Source organism: Shewanella sp. ISTPL2 (genome assembly GCF_013283205.1).
GTDB classification, from domain to species: Bacteria; Pseudomonadota; Gammaproteobacteria; order Enterobacterales; family Shewanellaceae; genus Shewanella; species Shewanella oncorhynchi.
This window is the reverse complement of sequence record NZ_JAAPAV010000001.1, coordinates 3,828,244-3,845,668: the sequence shown is the minus strand read 5'-3', so window position 1 is coordinate 3,845,668 and position 17,425 is coordinate 3,828,244. Positions and strand designations below refer to the sequence as shown.

At 44.2% G+C, this 17,425-nt stretch carries 17 protein-coding genes; 11 read left to right on the top strand and 6 right to left on the bottom strand.

The window, feature by feature from the left end; translation table 11 throughout:
* Window positions 1-38: 38 nt before the first annotated feature.
* Window positions 39-1,199 carry a homogentisate 1,2-dioxygenase gene (locus HUB64_RS16905; RefSeq protein ID WP_173244217.1) on the bottom strand — a complete coding sequence of 387 codons (1,161 nt, stop codon included), beginning with the start codon at window positions 1,197-1,199 and terminating at the stop codon, window positions 39-41.
* 207 nt (window positions 1,200-1,406) lie between these two features.
* On the opposite strand from HUB64_RS16905, the gene HUB64_RS16900 reads away from it, so the two are divergent.
* A complete protein-coding gene (locus HUB64_RS16900; protein ID WP_028759592.1) occupies window positions 1,407-2,321 on the top strand; it encodes a LysR family transcriptional regulator in 915 nt (304 codons plus the stop codon).
* 256 nt (window positions 2,322-2,577) lie between these two features.
* The gene (locus HUB64_RS16895) at window positions 2,578-3,372 is read left to right on the top strand and encodes a TIGR00266 family protein (RefSeq protein WP_113940919.1); all 795 of its coding nucleotides are present in this window, start codon (window positions 2,578-2,580) and stop codon (window positions 3,370-3,372) included.
* A 92-nt stretch (window positions 3,373-3,464) separates the two neighbouring features.
* Here the strand turns inward: HUB64_RS16895 and HUB64_RS16890 are convergent, their stop codons facing one another.
* The 3 genes from HUB64_RS16890 to HUB64_RS16880 form a co-directional block, all read right to left on the bottom strand.
* A complete protein-coding gene (locus tag HUB64_RS16890) occupies window positions 3,465-4,733 on the bottom strand; it encodes a hypothetical protein (protein WP_173244220.1) in 1,269 nt (422 codons plus the stop codon).
* A 369-nt stretch (window positions 4,734-5,102) separates the two neighbouring features.
* Window positions 5,103-5,441 (bottom strand): hypothetical protein, encoded by a 339-nt coding sequence (locus HUB64_RS16885; protein ID WP_173244223.1) that lies wholly within the window; start codon window positions 5,439-5,441, stop codon window positions 5,103-5,105.
* Window positions 5,442-5,550: 109 nt separating this feature from the next.
* The gene (locus tag HUB64_RS16880; RefSeq protein WP_028759596.1) at window positions 5,551-6,012 is read right to left on the bottom strand and encodes an EVE domain-containing protein; all 462 of its coding nucleotides are present in this window, start codon (window positions 6,010-6,012) and stop codon (window positions 5,551-5,553) included.
* A gap of 277 nt (window positions 6,013-6,289) precedes the next feature.
* Here HUB64_RS16880 and HUB64_RS16875 point away from each other — a divergent pair, with 277 nt between their 5' ends.
* From HUB64_RS16875 to HUB64_RS16855, 5 genes are all read left to right on the top strand, one after another.
* Complete coding sequence (locus tag HUB64_RS16875) at window positions 6,290-6,670, top strand: DUF6508 domain-containing protein (RefSeq protein WP_028759597.1); 381 nt, start codon at window positions 6,290-6,292, stop codon at window positions 6,668-6,670.
* A gap of 139 nt (window positions 6,671-6,809) precedes the next feature.
* Window positions 6,810-8,522 carry an AMP-binding protein gene (locus tag HUB64_RS16870; RefSeq protein WP_131525021.1) on the top strand — a complete coding sequence of 571 codons (1,713 nt, stop codon included), beginning with the start codon at window positions 6,810-6,812 and terminating at the stop codon, window positions 8,520-8,522.
* 344 nt (window positions 8,523-8,866) lie between these two features.
* A complete protein-coding gene (locus tag HUB64_RS16865) occupies window positions 8,867-9,613 on the top strand; it encodes an ABC transporter substrate-binding protein (RefSeq protein WP_173497455.1) in 747 nt (248 codons plus the stop codon).
* A 165-nt stretch (window positions 9,614-9,778) separates the two neighbouring features.
* A complete protein-coding gene (locus HUB64_RS16860; RefSeq protein ID WP_131525019.1) occupies window positions 9,779-10,819 on the top strand; it encodes a M14 family metallopeptidase in 1,041 nt (346 codons plus the stop codon).
* Window positions 10,816-11,706: an alpha/beta fold hydrolase gene (locus HUB64_RS16855; RefSeq protein WP_173497454.1), complete on the top strand. Its 891-nt coding sequence runs from the start codon at window positions 10,816-10,818 to the stop codon at window positions 11,704-11,706. The genes HUB64_RS16860 and HUB64_RS16855 overlap by 4 nt, the downstream gene beginning before the upstream one ends.
* 35 nt (window positions 11,707-11,741) lie before the next feature.
* Here HUB64_RS16855 and HUB64_RS16850 read toward each other — a convergent pair whose 3' ends face one another.
* Window positions 11,742-12,149, bottom strand: coding sequence for a YccF domain-containing protein (locus HUB64_RS16850; protein ID WP_028759602.1), 408 nt, complete (start codon window positions 12,147-12,149; stop codon window positions 11,742-11,744).
* A gap of 268 nt (window positions 12,150-12,417) precedes the next feature.
* Here HUB64_RS16850 and HUB64_RS16845 point away from each other — a divergent pair, with 268 nt between their 5' ends.
* The 4 genes from HUB64_RS16845 to HUB64_RS16830 all read left to right on the top strand — a co-directional run bounded on the left by HUB64_RS16845 (window position 12,418) and on the right by HUB64_RS16830 (window position 16,969).
* Complete coding sequence (locus tag HUB64_RS16845; protein ID WP_173497453.1) at window positions 12,418-13,446, top strand: pyridoxal-phosphate dependent enzyme; 1,029 nt, start codon at window positions 12,418-12,420, stop codon at window positions 13,444-13,446.
* An 81-nt stretch (window positions 13,447-13,527) separates the two neighbouring features.
* On the top strand, window positions 13,528-14,241 hold the full coding sequence (locus tag HUB64_RS16840; protein WP_173497452.1) for an NUDIX domain-containing protein: 714 nt from the start codon (window positions 13,528-13,530) through the stop codon (window positions 14,239-14,241).
* Window positions 14,242-14,598: 357 nt separating this feature from the next.
* Window positions 14,599-15,486 carry a ribose-phosphate diphosphokinase gene (gene prs / locus HUB64_RS16835; protein WP_113940908.1) on the top strand — a complete coding sequence of 296 codons (888 nt, stop codon included), beginning with the start codon at window positions 14,599-14,601 and terminating at the stop codon, window positions 15,484-15,486.
* Between the two features lie 10 nt (window positions 15,487-15,496).
* The gene (locus tag HUB64_RS16830; protein ID WP_168827420.1) at window positions 15,497-16,969 is read left to right on the top strand and encodes a nicotinate phosphoribosyltransferase; all 1,473 of its coding nucleotides are present in this window, start codon (window positions 15,497-15,499) and stop codon (window positions 16,967-16,969) included.
* Between the two features lie 157 nt (window positions 16,970-17,126).
* Here HUB64_RS16830 and HUB64_RS16825 read toward each other — a convergent pair whose 3' ends face one another.
* Window positions 17,127-17,387: a hypothetical protein gene (locus HUB64_RS16825; RefSeq protein WP_011789018.1), complete on the bottom strand. Its 261-nt coding sequence runs from the start codon at window positions 17,385-17,387 to the stop codon at window positions 17,127-17,129.
* Window positions 17,388-17,425: the final 38 nt, after the last annotated feature.

Below are 17,425 nucleotides of genomic sequence, written 5' to 3'. Positions count from 1 at the left end.
TCTAATGACTCCCGCATGGGAGTGCTGGTGGCTTGGGGCTAGTCTTCTAGCCAAGAGCGGTTGTAGTCTTTGCTCATGCAATTTTGTACATGTTCGGTTAATTTCAGTGGGGCGAACGTGTCCACCATCACTGCATATTCATAGGTTTCTTTTTTGCCAATTGAGGCTTCAGTTCGGCCCGGTTGTGGTCCGTGGGCCACGCCTTTTTGATGTAAGGTCATGTAACCCGCTTCAATGCCCGTGCGGCTCATAAAGTCGCCATCGACGTAATACAAGACTTCGTCGCTATCTATGTTGTTGTGGTAATAAGGCGCCGGAATCGATTTAGGGTGGAAATCGTAGGGGCGCGGTACGAAGTTACAAATCACAAAGTTATGGGCGGTAAAGACTAAGTGATCAGAAGGGGGGAGATGGATTTTGCCTACCTTTGGTGCGTATTCTGTGATGTTGAATGCCCAAGGATAAACGCAGCCATCCCAACCTACTAAATCAAAGGGATGCCATTCGAGCGTGGTGAGTTGGTATTTATCGCCAAACTTACACACTAAGGGGAAGGCGCCGCGCTCAACCACAGCATCTTGCAATGTAGGTACGCGCAAATCGCGCTCGCAGTAAGGTGCCGATTCTAATAGCTGACCATACTCGTTACGGAAATGCTTAGGCACTTCCACCATAGAGAATGACTCGATGACGAAAAGTCGCACATTGCTGTAATCGTTGAATTTAAGCTGATAAGTGGTGCCACGTGGGATCACGAGATAGTCCCATTTTTGGACCTTAATTGTGCCGTACTCGCTGTAGAGTGTGCCTTCGCCTTCGTGGACAAAAACCACTTCATCGGCATAGGCGTTACGGTAAAACTTGTCGGTATCGGCGGTGACTTTGGCGGTATAAAGTGCTAAGTCATTGTTATAAAAAATCTTGTTACGGGCGCTGAAGAAATTACCTTTACGGTCGGCGTCGCGGGAATCGAGTTTATAGTTTTGGACCAGCGAGTCTTCCCAATTGGCACCATGGCCTAGGCTGTAGGGCGCCACTTCTAATGCTTTGGTTGGCATGTTGTGGTGATATTTATTGGAATAAATATTGGAAAAACCATGGGTTGAGAACAACTCTTCACGGTAAAGCTCGCCGTTTTCCTTTTCAAATGCGATATGGCGCTTATGGGGAATCTGGCCTTGTTTCACATAAAATGGCATGGAGGATCCTTGGTTTTTACAGCGGTGTGAGATTAGCTCTACTTCGCTTGTCGTTATGGTTATGTGATCTTGTTATCAATTTAGTTGCTTGAATGAACAAAAAAAAGAATAATAAATCCGTTATCTCAATCTAAAAATTAGATGGTATTCTAATCTTTACGAATCGTAGTGTTTCCGTGACATGTTCATTAGAGCCAAGGAGTGACCATGCGCATCGATATTGATGCTTTTAATGTGCTGCAAGTGCTGGTGGAAGAGGGCAGTTTTGCCAAGGCGGCGGAGCGATTACACAAAGCGCAATCGGCGGTGAGTTATCAAGTTAAAAAGTTAGAAGAGCACTTAGGCGTGCCGCTTTTTAGCCGTGAGCAATATCGTGCTGAGCTGACGCAAGAGGGCCGCGTGATTTTGGCCGAGGGACAAAGATTACTGCAACACCTTGCAAACATTGAACATCTTGCCAGTCGTTTCAGTGAAGGCTGGGAGCCCAAGCTAGAGCTAGTGATAGACGGTGCCTTACCGATGGAGCCTATCATGACGGCCTTAAAGCGCATGGCTGAACATCAGATCCCCACTAAAATTCAGCTGAATATGGAGTTTTTAGGCGGTGTACAACACAGATTTGAGCGGGATAATGCCGACTTGATGTTAGTGAAAGATTATCGCACAGGCCCCTACTATCATCCGCAACCTTTGCCAGCCATCACTAGCGTGCTGGTGGCCAGTGCTTCGCATCCTTTATCTTTTATTCGCGAAATTAGTTTGTCTGAGCTGCAGCAACATGTGGAATTAACTATCGAAGACTCTTCACCCAATAAAAGTTACCGCGATGAAATGCAATTTGGCGGCGATAAAGTGTTTTATCTTTCTGGCTTTATCATGAAAAAGAACGCCTTGTTAAAAGGCTTAGGTTTTGGCTGGTTGCCGGACTTTTTAGTGCAAGAAGAGTTGGCTAAGGGCGAATTAGTTGAAATCGACTTCGTCGGTGGCAGTCGTTTTACGTTTATTCCACAGCTCGTCTCGACCTTAGAGCGACCGTTAGGTCGTGCGGGACAACTTTTTACCGAGTTGATATTAGAGGAGTTTGCTAAGGCTGAGCAGTTTAATGGTGTGGGTTTGGGTTGATAAGTCTTCGCTTGTCATCTTTTGATACAAGTTACCGCATAAAATAATCGCATTTTGACATTTTATGTCATAGATTAATGCCTAGGTCAGATGAAGGTTTGGATTGAGAGTTAAAATAAGGCCTAAATTCAGACTGAGCTTAGATCTAGATTAAGGTCGAGATGAAGAGTGAAATTGAGCCGCGATAGGTAAAGAGTCGTCCATCGGGGTCAATCTAAAGGATAGTAACAAGGAACTGACAGTTAAGGGGAACAGTATGTCTAGACGTTGTCATGAAGTGGATTATGAAATTATCGGCCACAGTATGCAGTTGGTTGAAGTGGAACTCGATCCTAACGAAACCGTGGTCGCTGAAGCGGGCGCGATGAATTATCTAGAGCAAGATATTAGCTTTGAGGCCAAAATGGGCGATGGCTCTGAGCCTGAGTCAGGCTTTTTTGGCAAGTTGGTGGGCGCGGGTAAACGGGCATTGACAGGTGAGAGCATTTTTATGACTCACTTTACCAACCAAGGCAATCAAAAACGTAAAGTCGCATTTGCCGCCCCTTATCCTGGCACTATCCTAGCGATCGACTTGGCCGAACATGGTGGTGAGCTTATCTGTCAGAAAGACAGTTTTTTGGCTGCGGCTTTAGGTACACGCGTGACGATGAAATTTAATCGCCGCTTAGGTACGGGATTTTTTGGTGGCGAAGGATTTATTCTGCAAAGCCTACAGGGCGATGGTATGGCGTTTATCCATGCGGGTGGCACCTTAGTGAAAAAAGAACTAAAAGGTGAAACCTTAAGAGTTGACACCGGTTGTCTTGTTGCATTTACCTCAGGGATTGATTACGACATAGAGCGTGCAGGCTCATTAAAGTCTATGGTCTTTGGCGGTGAAGGTTTGTTTTTAGCCACACTCAAAGGCCACGGGACGGTTTGGCTACAAAGCTTGCCATTCTCACGTATGGCGGATCGCATTATCGCCCATGCCCCATCTGCGGGAGGCAGTGATCGCGGAGAAGGCTCTGTACTCGGAGGTCTTGGTCGCATGCTCGATGGGCGCTAAATGATAAGCTGACATGCTGTCTTCTCTTAAGGCATTCCAGACTATCCTCTGGGATGCCTTTTTAGTTGAAACCTCTCATTTCCTTTATCGTTTTAAGCATTTTCGCCGTTGTTAAGGTTTTGCTGAATGCGTCTTTCAACTAGTTTAGATATGAGATACATCATCAAATAGCCCGTGCCTAAGGCTAAAATCACCGCGACGACATTCTCCGTATACAGGCGGTAAGCGTAGAAAGTACCGACCAGTACTGCGATACCAGCAAGGCGAATAAGTAGACTTTGAGTAAAGTAGCCATGAGCTTTGATATAAGCAAGCTGGTAGCCATTGAGCATCATAAATATAAAAAACATGGAGAAATGCATTAATACTGGAGCCGCTTTAATGTATTGCTCGGGGAATAACCAAGCGACTAACGGCTTGCTCGCAAAAACCATAACGACAAAAAAAATACCGCTGATCCACAAAGAAACTTTCGTCAGCCATGACTTAATTTGTTGCACTTCGTCAAAGCGTTTTTCTCGTACGCACACTGCGACTTCGGGCAGCACAAAACGGTAGATGGGAAAGACAAAAAGCAGGGTGAGGTAAGTGATCATCGGCCGCACCACCACTTGGAAATCACCCAGTTCATCTATGCTGAAATAGGCAATAGTCAGCAGTACGGTGATGTAAATCATCAAGATACTGGCCCCCGCTTCCATGGACGCCGTCAGGCTTTTCTTCATAAAACTGCGTAAACCCGTATCAAAATGCACTGCACTTAAGGGCGGAGTGGCAATATCTTTGCGCCGTTTTAAGTACATATATAAGGCAACGATGAGCGATGACAGTGTCATGCTGTAAAAGAGTGATGCAATGGCGGTTTGTTTTAAGCCGTAGAAACATAATAAAAAGCTAGTCACTTGCGCGAGCGGCTCTAACCAAGTGACTCTATTGGAGATGGCATATAGCCGGTACATGGCAATTTGATTGGTAAAATAGACCTTGAGCCCCATACTCAGAATAATCCCAACCAATTGAAAATATTCTACATTGAGCTGAAGTTTGTGTTTGATATAGGGTAAAACTAAGCCCCATGTCAGTAATACCATAGCGATCAAGCTGTAGCGGAATATATTGGTAATATCCACATCTTGCTTGGTCTGGGAGTAGGTCACCACCATAGAGGAGCGAAATCCCGTCATTAGGATTAGCGACAGTGAGATAATGTCGATCACTGTGTGATAGAGCGCTAGATCGGCTTTGGCAACCCATTGTGCTAGCCAGAGTTTAAATAGAAAACCCACAGAAATACTGGCGAGTGATGCCCAGAACCCCGCAATAATTGCCTGCTTAACCCGTTGAAGTGAGGTGTTTTCCATTATCAAAAATCCAGCGTTAGTCTACGGTCATTATCGGGATGCTATGAATTCAATTAAGATTTTGCCTTAGCCGCATGAGTATTTTTAGGTGACACTTATCTTGTTCTGTTCGATATCTTTTCACCCTGCATGAGTCTAGCATTTAGCCAATTTACGACCAATAGCCAGATAGTAAAGATATGATAAATATCAATATGTTGCTTTATTGTAAGTTAGAACGTTATTGAGTGAGGACTGGGATGATAAATTGTCTTACAGACAACGTTTTTTGATAGATGAAAGCAGTATTAAGAAGTACAACTACGCCCAGATAAGCGCTGGGCGTAGTTGTAAATGTGTCAGTTATAAATGCCATTTTGTCATGGGAAGTTAATCGGTAATGATATTGACGATATCGAGGATTTTACGGCTGTTATTATCGAGTTTGATTAGTGCACCTTCGACTTGAATGCTAATGATGCCATCTCTGTCTAAGGGCACTACGATGCGGCCGCGATCATAAATATCATGCTCAAGCACATCACCACGCTGGAGTTTTTTCTGCCAACCGGGTGGCAGTGGCTGACCTTGGTCAACTTTTTTCTGTAATCCCGGCGGTAGACTTTTATCCTTTTTGTGGTGCTCATGGTCATCTTTAGCAAAGGTTGAGATGGACATCGTTAAGCTGAGGACAAGTCCTGTGATTACCACTGAGGTCAATTTATTCATCTGTACTCCTAAGGGGCATTGAGTTGATGTTGTGTCCAATGCTGGATGTGGCCAACAATAGGCGATGCGAAATGAACTATAGCTGAACGTTCTAGCTCAAGATTGCTTTCTAGCGGGTTAACATGAGTACAGCTTGCCATTGTTCGGCGGTCACAGGTTGGATACTGAGTCTTGACCCCTTAGAGACTAAATACATGTCCGCCAGTTGGGGTAAACTTTTTATCAAACTTAAGGGAATAATCTCGTTAAATTTTTTGACAAAGCGGATATCTACTCGTAGCCATCTTGGTTTGGTTGGATCTGACTTAGGGTCGAAATACTTCGATTCGGGATCGAAGGCTGTGCTGTCGGGATACGCATTGGTCACGACTTCTGCTATGCCGACAATTCCGGGCACTTTGCAGCTTGAATGGTAAAAAAATACCTTGTCGCCAATCTGCATCTCATCGCGCATAAAGTTACGCGCCTGATAGTTACGGATCCCATGCCAAGCTTCGGTTTGGTTAGGGCAAGCCTTAAGATCATCTATGCTGAATTCGTCGGGTTCCGATTTCATAAGCCAGTAGTTCATCTTGTTTCCTTTACTCATAGTTGCCGTTAAGCGCTTCAATACCGCTGAGTTTATCTGAATTTTGTCGAATACCCCAGTTCGTCACCCATATCAAATATTGTGAGTTTGATTAAGTTTCCGTTCAGATAACGTGGCTTAGCCTGTTGACAGTAATCTTATTTGGTATGCCTTATGCAAATTCTCGTTTCTAAGGCAAAGCGTCAAATTCGATCTCGGTTTGTGACTGGTGTCGTACAAGTTGTGGCAGCAGAGGCAACCAAAACCTGTGAGGTGTGTTATGGGGACTTCAACAATGACATCCGATTGTGGTTTATACACTAAATATCTTAAGGATTTTACGGCGGGTGATGTGATCTTAAGTCATGAGCGAATGCTGGAATTTATTAATGACCTGACAACGCAAGGTTGGTTATTGGCTAATTTCACTTGGGACTATTGGTATAACAACAGTTACTTAGTCGATAAACCTGCCTATATTCGTGATGCGAGTATCGCACAATGTAAGTTGCTGTTGACGGCCATGACGCGACTCGAGGTTTTTAGCCCCGGCGTGTTAGAAAATATGCGTCGCCAAGGCGTGTTACTGGCCATTGTTGAGCGGTTACAAAGCTTAAATGTGCCTAAGTCGAGTACTCATTTTGAGTTTATCAGCCGCTAGCACTGGGCTTTAATGGATTGTTATCTAATCGTTTGTCTTACTCTTTAGTCTAATAAAGTGCTTTTTTACTTGTGACATGATCCGTGGATTGGTTAGTTTGGACCTCGCTAACCATAATAATAAATGCACGGAGGCCTTAATGTCAGTTCCTACAAGCCAAGTTATAAGCCCGCTCAATGTTAGCGAGTTTAGAGGCGAGTCATCACCGAAACTCGTTGAGAAGACCATAGGTCAATATCTTGATGAGATTGCGGCAACGTATCCCGACCAATTAGCTGTCGTCGTACACCATCAACATATCCGCTGGAATTACCGCCAATATCTTGCCCAAATCGATGCGCTCGCCACAGGACTCTTAAAACTCGGTATTAAGTCTGGTGATAGGGTAGGGATTTGGTCGCCTAACAATATCGAGTGGTGTTTAACCCAATATGCGACCGCTAAAATTGGCGCTATCATGGTGTGTATTAATCCTGCGTATCGCCCTGAAGAGTTGCAATACGCGCTGAGTAACGTGGGTTGTCGCGCGGTAATTTGTGCTGATAAGTTTAAATCCAGCAATTATCTTGAGATGCTATATGAATTGGCGCCTGAGCTAACTTTTTGCCCAGCGGGTAAATTACAAGCTAAAGCCGTACCTGAGCTTGAATTTGTGATCCGTATGGGCGCAGAGAAATCCGTCGGTATGTTGAATTTTGATGACTTGATCGTTGATGTGACCGCCGCTGACAGGATAATGCTCAAGAGTATTGCTAAGGAATTAAGCCCGTACGATGCGATTAATATCCAGTTTACCTCTGGCACGACGGGCAGTCCGAAAGGTGCGACCTTATCACATCATAACATATTGAATAATGGCTATTTAGTCGCAGAGGCGATGAAGTTTACCTGCCACGATAAACTCTGTATTCCAGTGCCTTTATACCATTGTTTTGGCATGGTACTTGGCAGTTTAGTCTGCTTAGCCAAAGGCGCAGCTGCTGTGTTCCCCGGTGAATCCTTCGATCCATTGACGACATTACAAGTGATTGAGCAAGAGCGTTGCACCGCTTTGCATGGCGTACCGACCATGTTTATTGCCGAGTTGGAACACCCAGAATTTGCTCGTTTTGATTTGAGTTCCTTACGTACCGGTGTGATGGCGGGGGCAACTTGTCCTGAAGAAGTGATGCGACGTGTACAAAACCTGATGTATATGAAGGAAGTGCTGATTGGTTATGGTCAGACTGAGTGCAGTCCGCTCAATCACATTACTGAAATCGACTCACCCGTAGAGAAACGTGTGCTCACGGTTGGCCGTGCTTTACCCCATACCGAAGTGAAAATTGTCGATGAATTTGGCGAAGTGCTGCCAATTAATCAACCCGGTGAAGTCTGTAGTCGTGGTTATTGCATTATGCAGTGTTATTGGAATGATCTTGAGAAAACGGCTGCAACCATAGACAGTCAAGGCTGGCTACATTCGGGCGATATTGGTCAAATGGATGAGCAAGGTTATGTGCAAATTGTGGGGCGCATTAAAGATATGATTATTCGCGGCGGCGAGAATATTTATCCCCGTGAGATTGAAGAGAAACTTTACACCCATAAAGATGTGCAGGATGCGGCTGTCTTTGGCGTTCAAAGCGATAAATACGGCGAGGAAGTGTGTGCTTGGATTAAAGTCCGCTCAGGAGCCGCGATCACAGAGGCTGATATTCGTCATTTTCTCACCGAGAAGTTCGCCTACTTTAAAGTGCCGCGTTATATCAAGTTTGTGGATCAGTATCCAATGACAGTGACGGGAAAAATTCAGAAATTCAAAATGCGCGAGCTGATGTATCAAGAGTTATATGAAGATATTAATGCTTAAGTGATGTGATTTTGCGAGTGTGCTTTTTTGACTTTCAAGCCGCGCAATGCGGCTTGAATTTGATTCTGTCTAGCTATTTCGGTTAGCAGATAAACGAACAAGCTAATTGGCTAATGAAAAAGTCGGCGAGTCATACCATCAAGCCAAGCTGTACTTTGAGTTAGCTTTTGCTGCTAATGTCGTTATTCTAATTGTAACAAAACTTCACTTCCCCACTGTGGCTTGATGGCTATACTAAAACTAGTCATAAAATCTAACCAGTCATAAAATCTCGGCAGATAAAAACGAAAGCGTTAAGTTGTCGATGATGTAGTCGTAAATCCATGTAGGCAAAGGAGTACTAAATGGTTCGATGGCGTTCAATGCTCCTTGTGTATTGTCTTTCCTTTATGGGATTGAGCGTAGCTAAAGCGGATACCTTAATGCTCACTTCTTTACTTTGGCCGCCTTATTCAGGAGAGCAATTAACGGAGCAGGGTGCCAGTATTGCCGTGGTACGGGCGGCGCTGAACGTTATGGGACACCAATTAGACGTGGATTTCTATCCGTGGAGCCGCGCTGTCAAACTTACGACTATGCCGAACTCTGACTACATAGGTTATTTTCCTGAATACTATGTAGAGACTGAAAAGTTTATCTTTTCAAAACCGATTGGCGAAAGTCCATTGGGGCTGGTGGAGCAAAAGTCCCATCCAGTAAGTTGGAATTATATTGAAGATCTTAATCGCTATACCTTAGGTGTGGTGAAAGATTATGTGAATACTCAGGCCTTAGATCGCATGATCGTTTCCGGTGTACAGCGGACTGAAGCTGTGACTTCGGATGAGCATAATGTCAAAAAAGTTGCCGCAGGTCGGATTGATGCCGCGGTGATTGATGTCAACGTTCTGCACTATTTACTCAAGCAAAAGCCCTTACAGCCGCTGGCGACAAAGTTGCAAATCAATCGGCAAATTCTGGCGAATAAGCAGCTCTATATCGCGTTTCGTAATACAGAAGAGGGACGGCGTTGGCGAGATATTGTTGACCAAGGCTTAGTGCAGGTTGACGTAGAAACCATCATTGGAGAGCTACTTTATCGTGAAGACTAATGTAGGGTTTTAGGATAGTTTATTCTTTGTTTTACTCGCTATTTTTCCGCCTATTTCCCCGTAAAGTCACTTCTGATATGCAGTTTGTCATCATTTTGTCTTTGTTCACTATTAGTATCACTTTAACGGCATGAGTTGTTCTCTCATTTTATTGATTAAGGTGACATGAAGAAACTTCCTTTTGAGCTTCCATTTGAGTTAGATACACTGCAGCAACTCATTGATACTCATCATCTTAAGTTGGATTATCAGATCCTTGCCGACATTCCATTCCGCCAAGAGCATTTCCCCCTTTACAGTGTTGAATTAGGTGGTACAGATACGCCTTGTCCGACAGTACTCTTTGTGGGTGGCGTGCATGGGGTTGAACGTATTGGATCTCAAGTTATTTTGGCATTGTTGAACAGTTTGTTGCAGCGGCTTGTTTGGGATAAACACCTACAACAGATGTTAACGGGCCTGCGGTTAGCTTTTGTACCTGTAGTGAATCCTGTTGGGTTATTCATGGGAACGCGGGGCAATGGTAATCAAGTGGATTTGATGCGTAACGCTCCGATAGAATCCCGTGAAAAAGTGTCCTTTATGGTGGGAGGACAGCGTATATCGTCACGGCTGCCCTGGTATCGCGGTATTGGGGGAATGGAGCTGGAAACCGCGGGTTTAGTTGCCTATGTACAACAACTGTTGAGTCGCAGCACAAGTTTGATTTCGCTCGATGCCCACTCGGGATTTGGCTTGAGTGATCATATCTGGTTCCCCTACGCCCATACCCGTACCGCCTTCGAAAATGCCAATTATATTTTTCATCTAAAACAATTATTTGAACAGAGTTATCCCCATCACGGCCATTATCGGTTGGCGCCGCAGAGCCAGTTTTATCGCACTCATGGCGATATTTGGGATTACCTCTATCGCCAGCATCAAGTGGCTGATCCTTCTGCTCAGGTGCCATTTTTACCTTTGACATTAGAGATGGGATCTTGGGCATGGATAAAGAAAAATCCTAGACAAATATTTAATTTTGCTGGCTTTTTCAATCCACAAAAAACACATCGTCACCACAGGATTTTACGCAGGCATACAGTACTCATGCAATTTATGATGGAAGCGGCCTATGCCCAATCGTTAGAGCAGTTAACACCTGAACGTTTGGCTGAGCTGACAGAGTGCGCACGGCATTATTGGTATTGGGAGTCTCAGTCATGACAACTTGGGTGTTATTAAGGGGATTAATGCGTGATCAGCGCCATTGGAATGGTTTCGATCAGCGTCTGCGACAAAAGGGATTGCGAGTGCTGACACCGGATCTTCCGGGCAATGGGACGCTATCCCACGAATTAAGTCCGCTTAAGATTGCTGATTATGCCTATGCCGTGTGGCAGCAATTGGATGAGCTGGTACAGGAAGGGGAGACTATTTATCTCCTCGGTTTGTCTATGGGCGGTATGTTGGCGCTGGAAATGGCATGCCAGCGACCTTGGCAGATAAGGCATGTCTTTGTATTAAACAGCAGTGCGGCGAATTTATCGTCTTGGTATCAAAGATTTAACCCGCTGAATGCATTGAAGGCTTTTTTCATGCGGGCTCGGGGTGACGCTTTACATCCAATCGAGTCGACTATAGTGCGTTTAACCAGTTTTCGTCATCGGCGAGACCGAGAGTTAATTGTCAAGTGGAGTGAGTTTCGCCGCGATACTACACCAAGTCGACGTAATGTATGGCGACAACTTTGGGCGGCTTTTCAATACCAATGTCCATTGACAGTGGAAGTACCGATAACTGTGCTCTGCGGTGACCGTGATGCGCTGGTGAGTATGGCATCGAGTAAGGCGTTAGCACGGCATTTTTACACCGATTTGATTGTACTCGCGTATTGTGGTCACGATGCCGCTATAGATGCACCCGCAAAACTGGCGCATTATCTGTTGGACATTGTGGGGGCGACTAAGCCGCAAGTGCAGTTTTCTGTGGATAGTGAGCCTGCCAATACTCAATATGATTGTAACGATTTATTGGAGGAAGAAATAGCCTTAAACGAAGTGATATTTGCTGTATGGGATGACAAAGCGCTATCCACTCTTGAAACCAAATAATCGAGAGTGAATAGCGCAGTTAACACATTGTCTTATTAAGCTTTAGCCACTACGGTTTGGCCTATCGGTGTGAGGCTGAGTAAAGCCAATTTAAGATGCTGTATCCCAAAGGGAATACCGATAATCGTCACAAAACAAGCTAAGGCGTGGACCAAATGCCCTATGGCTAACCAGATCCCAAACAGTAAGAACCAAATGATATTTCCTACCATGCCTAATGCACCTGTGCCCAAGTCTTCACGTCCAGTTAAGTGGCGACGGTTCATTTGTTCTTGGCCGAAGGGCCAAAAGGTCATTTCGCCGATAACAAAACAGGCGCGGCCGAAGGGAATACCAATGATACTGATAAAACACAGGATACCTGCGAGCCACCAAGCGAGTCCCATCACAAATCCGCCGAGTACAAACCAAGCTATGTTGAATATTAAGCGTAATACAGCCATTGAAAACTCCTTATGTTTACCCTGTTAGCCTTTATCGTTAGCTTCGATAAATTGAATATATGTCAATGTCTAAGCGATAACCATGCCAACTATTTAAATTATTCATAATCAATGGGTTAATTATATGTATTCGAGATTCATGTGTCATTTTCACTAGTTTTTCGCCAAATTGATAATTTCTTAAGGGCGTAACAGGAAGGGCGGAGTTACACTCACTATTCCCTTAACTGGTTTAAAAGCCAGAGAATTTAATTGCTTGAGTCGCTTGATGTTTGCAAATTCCCCTGTTGATACGTTTGCCTTTGCTGGCAGAGACATTTTCCTAAAACGTGATGATTTACTGCATCCGGCGTTTAGTGGCAATAAAGCTCGCAAATTCGGCTATTTTTTAGATCATGAGTTTGCAGGCATCAGCAAGGTGATAGGTCACGGCTCTCCATTGGCTAACTCACTGTATTCATTGTCAACATTAGCAAAGATGAAAGGTTGGCAGTGTGATTTTTATGTAGATCATATTGCCAGTCAAGTGGTTAAACATCCCACAGGCAATTACGCTGCCGCCTTAGCGAATGGCGCCAATATTATCGATTTAAGTGTGTTAATAGCACAAAAGCAGGCGTGCACTCAGCCGCAATCTGAACCTCACGTTTTGTCAAATCTTAATGCTAGTCCTGAGCCTACTGTGCAAGTGGGCGACGTGCGACTGAGTTGCCAAGATTATATCGAGGCTCAAGTACTCGTGAATGAGCCGACAGCGCTTTTTATCCCAGAGGGGGGGCGCTGTGCTTACGCCGAATATGGGGTGAATAGATTGGCGCAAGAGATAATACAGTTTGCGAAGGCGAATAGATTGGTTGATTTAACGGTGTTTTTACCTTCGGGGACGGGAACGACAGCGTTATTTTTAAATCAGCATTTTATCCGTCAGCAAACGGATATTCGCGTCGTGACTTGTGCCGTTGTCGGTGGAGATGATTATTTGCGCTTGCAATTTTCTTTACTTAATTCCAATACCAGTGAGCATCCACAGATTGTTAATGTCGGCAAGAAATATCATTTTGGTAAACTTTATCCCGAATTTTATGCCATGTGGCAGCGGGTCTGCGCCTCAGGTGTGCAGTTTGAATTACTCTACGATCCCTTAGGTTTTATTGTGCTTGAGGAATATTTACAAGGCGGAGGCTCTCGTCCTGTGATGTATATCCACCAAGGTGGCTTACTCGGGAACGAGACCATGTTGCCACGTTATCAGCGTAAATTTGGGCAAAGTGGCTCATCCTGTGCCTCAGATCATTGACTTAGTGACGCTAAGACATAATATGTTTGAAGCTGTGTAATGCTAAGTTAAGCTGATGATTTGGAACGATGGGGAATATCAATGACTGAAGCGGAATATCTCGCCAATTACGATCCTAAGGTTTTTAAGGCTCAGCTACTGACAGTAGATGCCGTATTGTTTACCTATCACGATCAGCAACTTAAAGTACTCTTAGTGCAACGTTCAAACCATCCTTTTTTAGGTTTATGGGGATTACCTGGTGGGTTTATCGATGAAAATTGCGATCAATCCCTTGAGCAAACTGTATTACGTAAACTGCATGAGAAAACCGCGGTAGTGCCACCTTATATTGAGCAGCTATGCACTGTGGGTAATAGTAGTCGTGATATAAGAGGCTGGTCTGTGACTGTATGTTATACCGCCTTGATGAGTTATCAAGCTTGCCAAATCCAGATTGATTCAGTGAGTGATGTTAAGTGGTGGCCATTAGAAGATGTGTTGCAGATGCCCTTGGCGTTTGATCATCTGCAGTTAATTGAGCAAGCGCGGGAACGTTTAACACAAAAAGCCTTATATTCTTTAGTCCCAGGATTTGCACTGTCTGAACCTTTTACCTTGCCAGAACTGCAGCATGTACATGAGGTTTTACTGGGCAAGCCTATCCAAGGTAAATCTTTTCGTCGGCGGGTTGAACAGGCTGATTTATTGATCGATACGGGATTAAAGCGCACCGAACGTGGTCGTCCTGCTAATTTATACCGCTTGAAACCCAATACCGCATCGTATCGCTTCTTAAGAAATTTAGAATGTTGATCACAGTGAATATGGATTTAAGCCAGATATTCGCCTTGCTCAATATGAGTAACGGCGACTGCTTATGCCTTATTCATGGTGACTTTGAATCAGTAAAGGCTGTTTAATTACTGATTTTGCCTTAATGTCTCCGGTTCTTGTATTACTCGATACCCATATTGTGGCTTCTTAGTTGTCGCGCCCATTAATAGTGTCTAAAAGACACTATATACCATTTAAGCATAACATTTCAGGTTGCTCCGTCTGAAATAGTCTAAAAATCAACTTTACACAATAATGTCTTTAAGACACTATTGTTCATGTAGACAACAAGGGCGCCGTCAATTTCGGCAATCTTGCCACAGACAGGAGGTTACTATGTCTCAACGTATTCAAACGTCTCAAGATGCTTCTCACGCTCAATGTTCGCAAGCCGATTTTTATCGGTTACCCGCAGCTAGTGATGAGACTCACTACCGTTTATTTCAATTTGGTGCGGGGGAGAATCATGTTCAACTGCTGGTTCCTCCAGCGAAACGCGTCACAGTTTTCTTCGGTTATCGTGGCGATCATTCCATCATGCAGCTCTTGTTGTTAACTGATGCATTGCGTCGCAGTGGTGCAGAGCAAATCGATCTGTTACTGCCTTATATGCCGGGTGCTCGCCAAGATAGGGTGTGTAATGCTGGTGAGGCCTTATCGGTAAAAGTCTATGCCAGCCTGATTAATCAGCAGCAATATGCTTCAGTCAGCATTTTTGACCCTCACAGCGATGTCACCGCCGCATTGTTAGACCGAGTGCAGGTAATAGATAACCACAGTTTTGTTGCCGCGATCGCAGCCCAATTAACGGGGGAGCTAGTGTTAGTCTCGCCCGATGCGGGGGCGAATAAAAAAGTATTCGGCTTAGCTAAAGCGTTACAGGGAATGCCGGTGATCAGGGCCGATAAACATCGTGATGTGGTCAATGGCCATATTATCGCTACTGAAGTGTTCTGTGATGACTTGTCGGGTAAAACCTGCTTAATCGTTGACGATATTTGCGCAGGTGGCAGAACCTTTATTGAACTTGCCATCAAATTAAAGCAAAAGGGGGCCCAAAGCGTCATTTTGATCGTGTCACATTATGAAGATAAGGCCAGTGAGTTGGCACTGCGAGAGGCGGGCATAGACAGATTATTTTGTACCGATAGTTTAGGTGTCCCCACACATATTTCGAGCGAGTTCTGTCATTGTCATGCTGTTTTGAGTTATATGAATCATTAAGGAAAATATTATGTACTTGAATCCCGTTACTGCCATTGATGGCTACAAAGTCGATCACCGTCGTCAATATCCCGATAATACACAAGTGATTTTTAGTAACCTGACCGCCCGTAAATCCCGTCGTGGTTATACAGACCAAATGGTGTTTTTTGGCTTGCAGTATTTTATCAAGCATTTCTTGATCGACAGTTGGAACCGTGATTTCTTTCAACAACCTAAAGATCAGGTCATTCGTCAATTCTCCCGCCGTATCAATAACTATCTCGGGCCGAATAATGTTGGCACTCAGCATATTGAGGAGTTGCATGATTTAGGTTATTTACCAATTAAAATTATGGCATTACCTGAAGGCTCAGTGTATCCATTAAAAGTGCCTTGCTTGATTTTGTACAATACCGATGAGCGGTTCTTTTGGTTGACCAATTATCTCGAAACCATCCTTTCCGCGAATGTGTGGGGTATGTGTACCAGTGCTACTACCGCGCTGCAATACCGCAAAATATTTGAGACTTACGCGCTAGAAACCGATGGTGACATCGCTTTTGTTGATTGGCAGGGGCACGATTTTAGTTTCCGTGGCATGTATGGTGCAGAGGCCGCGATCATGAGCGGCGCCGCACATTTACTCAGTTTTACTGGGACTGATACCATACCCGCCATTGATTTTCTTGAGCAATATTACCTTGCCGATAGTGATAAAGAACTTGTCGGTGGCAGTGTGCCCGCAACGGAGCACAGTGTCATGTGCGCGGGTGGCATGGAGAATGAATTAGAGACGTTCCGCCGTTTGATTGAAGATATTTACCCAACGGGCATTGTCAGCATTGTTTCAGATTCTTGGGATTTTTGGCAGGTGATGACAGAATTCACCTTAGCGTTAAAAGACCGCATTCTTGCCCGCGATGGCAAAGTGGTGTTTAGGCCTGATACAGGTTGCCCTGTGAAGATCATTTGTGGCGATCCACAAGCTCCAATCGGGAGTCCCGAATATAAAGGCGCTATTGAGTGTCTGTGGGACGTCTTTGGGGGCAGCACAACAGCCAAAGGTTACAAAGCGCTGAATAGCCATGTTGGACTGATTTATGGCGATTCAATCACCATTGAACGTGCTGAAGCCATTTGTGCCGGATTAAAGGCTAAAGGTTTTGCGTCAACTAATATTGTGTTTGGAATTGGCAGTTTTACCTATCAACACGTGACCCGAGATACTGACGGTTATGCCGTGAAAGCGACCTTTGCGAAAGTTGATGGTAAAGACAGAGAAATATTTAAAGATCCTAAAACAGATGATGGCACTAAAAAATCCGCTAAGGGTTTAGTGGCGGTATTTAAAGATGAGCAGGGTCAATTTTATCTTAAAGATCAAGCCAGCTGGCAAGATGTCAACAATTGCGAGTTTGTTCCCGTATTTGCCGATGGTGAACTATTAACGGAATATTCTTTGGCAGATATTCGCGCAAGGTTGGCAGAGTCTAGAAGTTGAGCCTATCGATTTGTGATTTTTAACGGCTATCGACAATAGCGAAGATAAAACTGGCAATGTGATTTCTATTAGGGTCATATTGTCAGTTAAGTTTTGAATTTATTTTAAGTCGCGTAAGTAAAATGCCCTATAAATAGTCAAATGCAAATACAAGCGATTAAGACAGTAACTGGTTCCGTTTAAGAATTTTATAGGTACGACGGCCAATGTTTTCGAGGTTTTTTAAATCTTTTAGGCTAGGCGTCACCTCACTAAATTGCCAATAACTGATTTCGGCATCTAACATTTCCAGCATTTTCTTCGAACAACCTAAACATTGTCCCTGGCACAGTTGTGCTTCTTCTAAATTGAGTGGAATAGTCTCTTTGATCTGGTTTATCAAGGTTTGCATGGCAATTTGAGTATTGGGTTTTGGCATAGATGATGTGCTGAACAGTATTCATGTGTATGAATATT

Coding starts and splice junctions, on each gene's coding strand:
- prs (WP_113940908.1), top strand. CDS start 14,599: ATGTCTCAACGTATTCAAACGTCTCAAGATGCTTCTCACGCTCAATGT.
- HUB64_RS16825 (WP_011789018.1), bottom strand. CDS start 17,387: ATGCCAAAACCCAATACTCAAATTGCCATGCAAACCTTGATAAACCAG.
- HUB64_RS16880 (WP_028759596.1), bottom strand. CDS start 6,012: ATGAACTACTGGCTTATGAAATCGGAACCCGACGAATTCAGCATAGAT.
- HUB64_RS16905 (WP_173244217.1), bottom strand. CDS start 1,199: ATGCCATTTTATGTGAAACAAGGCCAGATTCCCCATAAGCGCCATATC.
- HUB64_RS16855 (WP_173497454.1), top strand. CDS start 10,816: ATGACAACTTGGGTGTTATTAAGGGGATTAATGCGTGATCAGCGCCAT.
- HUB64_RS16830 (WP_168827420.1), top strand. CDS start 15,497: ATGTACTTGAATCCCGTTACTGCCATTGATGGCTACAAAGTCGATCAC.
- HUB64_RS16845 (WP_173497453.1), top strand. CDS start 12,418: ATGTTTGCAAATTCCCCTGTTGATACGTTTGCCTTTGCTGGCAGAGAC.
- HUB64_RS16875 (WP_028759597.1), top strand. CDS start 6,290: ATGGGGACTTCAACAATGACATCCGATTGTGGTTTATACACTAAATAT.
- HUB64_RS16900 (WP_028759592.1), top strand. CDS start 1,407: ATGCGCATCGATATTGATGCTTTTAATGTGCTGCAAGTGCTGGTGGAA.
- HUB64_RS16895 (WP_113940919.1), top strand. CDS start 2,578: ATGTCTAGACGTTGTCATGAAGTGGATTATGAAATTATCGGCCACAGT.
- HUB64_RS16840 (WP_173497452.1), top strand. CDS start 13,528: ATGACTGAAGCGGAATATCTCGCCAATTACGATCCTAAGGTTTTTAAG.
- HUB64_RS16885 (WP_173244223.1), bottom strand. CDS start 5,441: ATGAATAAATTGACCTCAGTGGTAATCACAGGACTTGTCCTCAGCTTA.
- HUB64_RS16870 (WP_131525021.1), top strand. CDS start 6,810: ATGTCAGTTCCTACAAGCCAAGTTATAAGCCCGCTCAATGTTAGCGAG.
- HUB64_RS16865 (WP_173497455.1), top strand. CDS start 8,867: ATGGTTCGATGGCGTTCAATGCTCCTTGTGTATTGTCTTTCCTTTATG.
- HUB64_RS16850 (WP_028759602.1), bottom strand. CDS start 12,149: ATGGCTGTATTACGCTTAATATTCAACATAGCTTGGTTTGTACTCGGC.
- HUB64_RS16890 (WP_173244220.1), bottom strand. CDS start 4,733: ATGGAAAACACCTCACTTCAACGGGTTAAGCAGGCAATTATTGCGGGG.
- HUB64_RS16860 (WP_131525019.1), top strand. CDS start 9,779: ATGAAGAAACTTCCTTTTGAGCTTCCATTTGAGTTAGATACACTGCAG.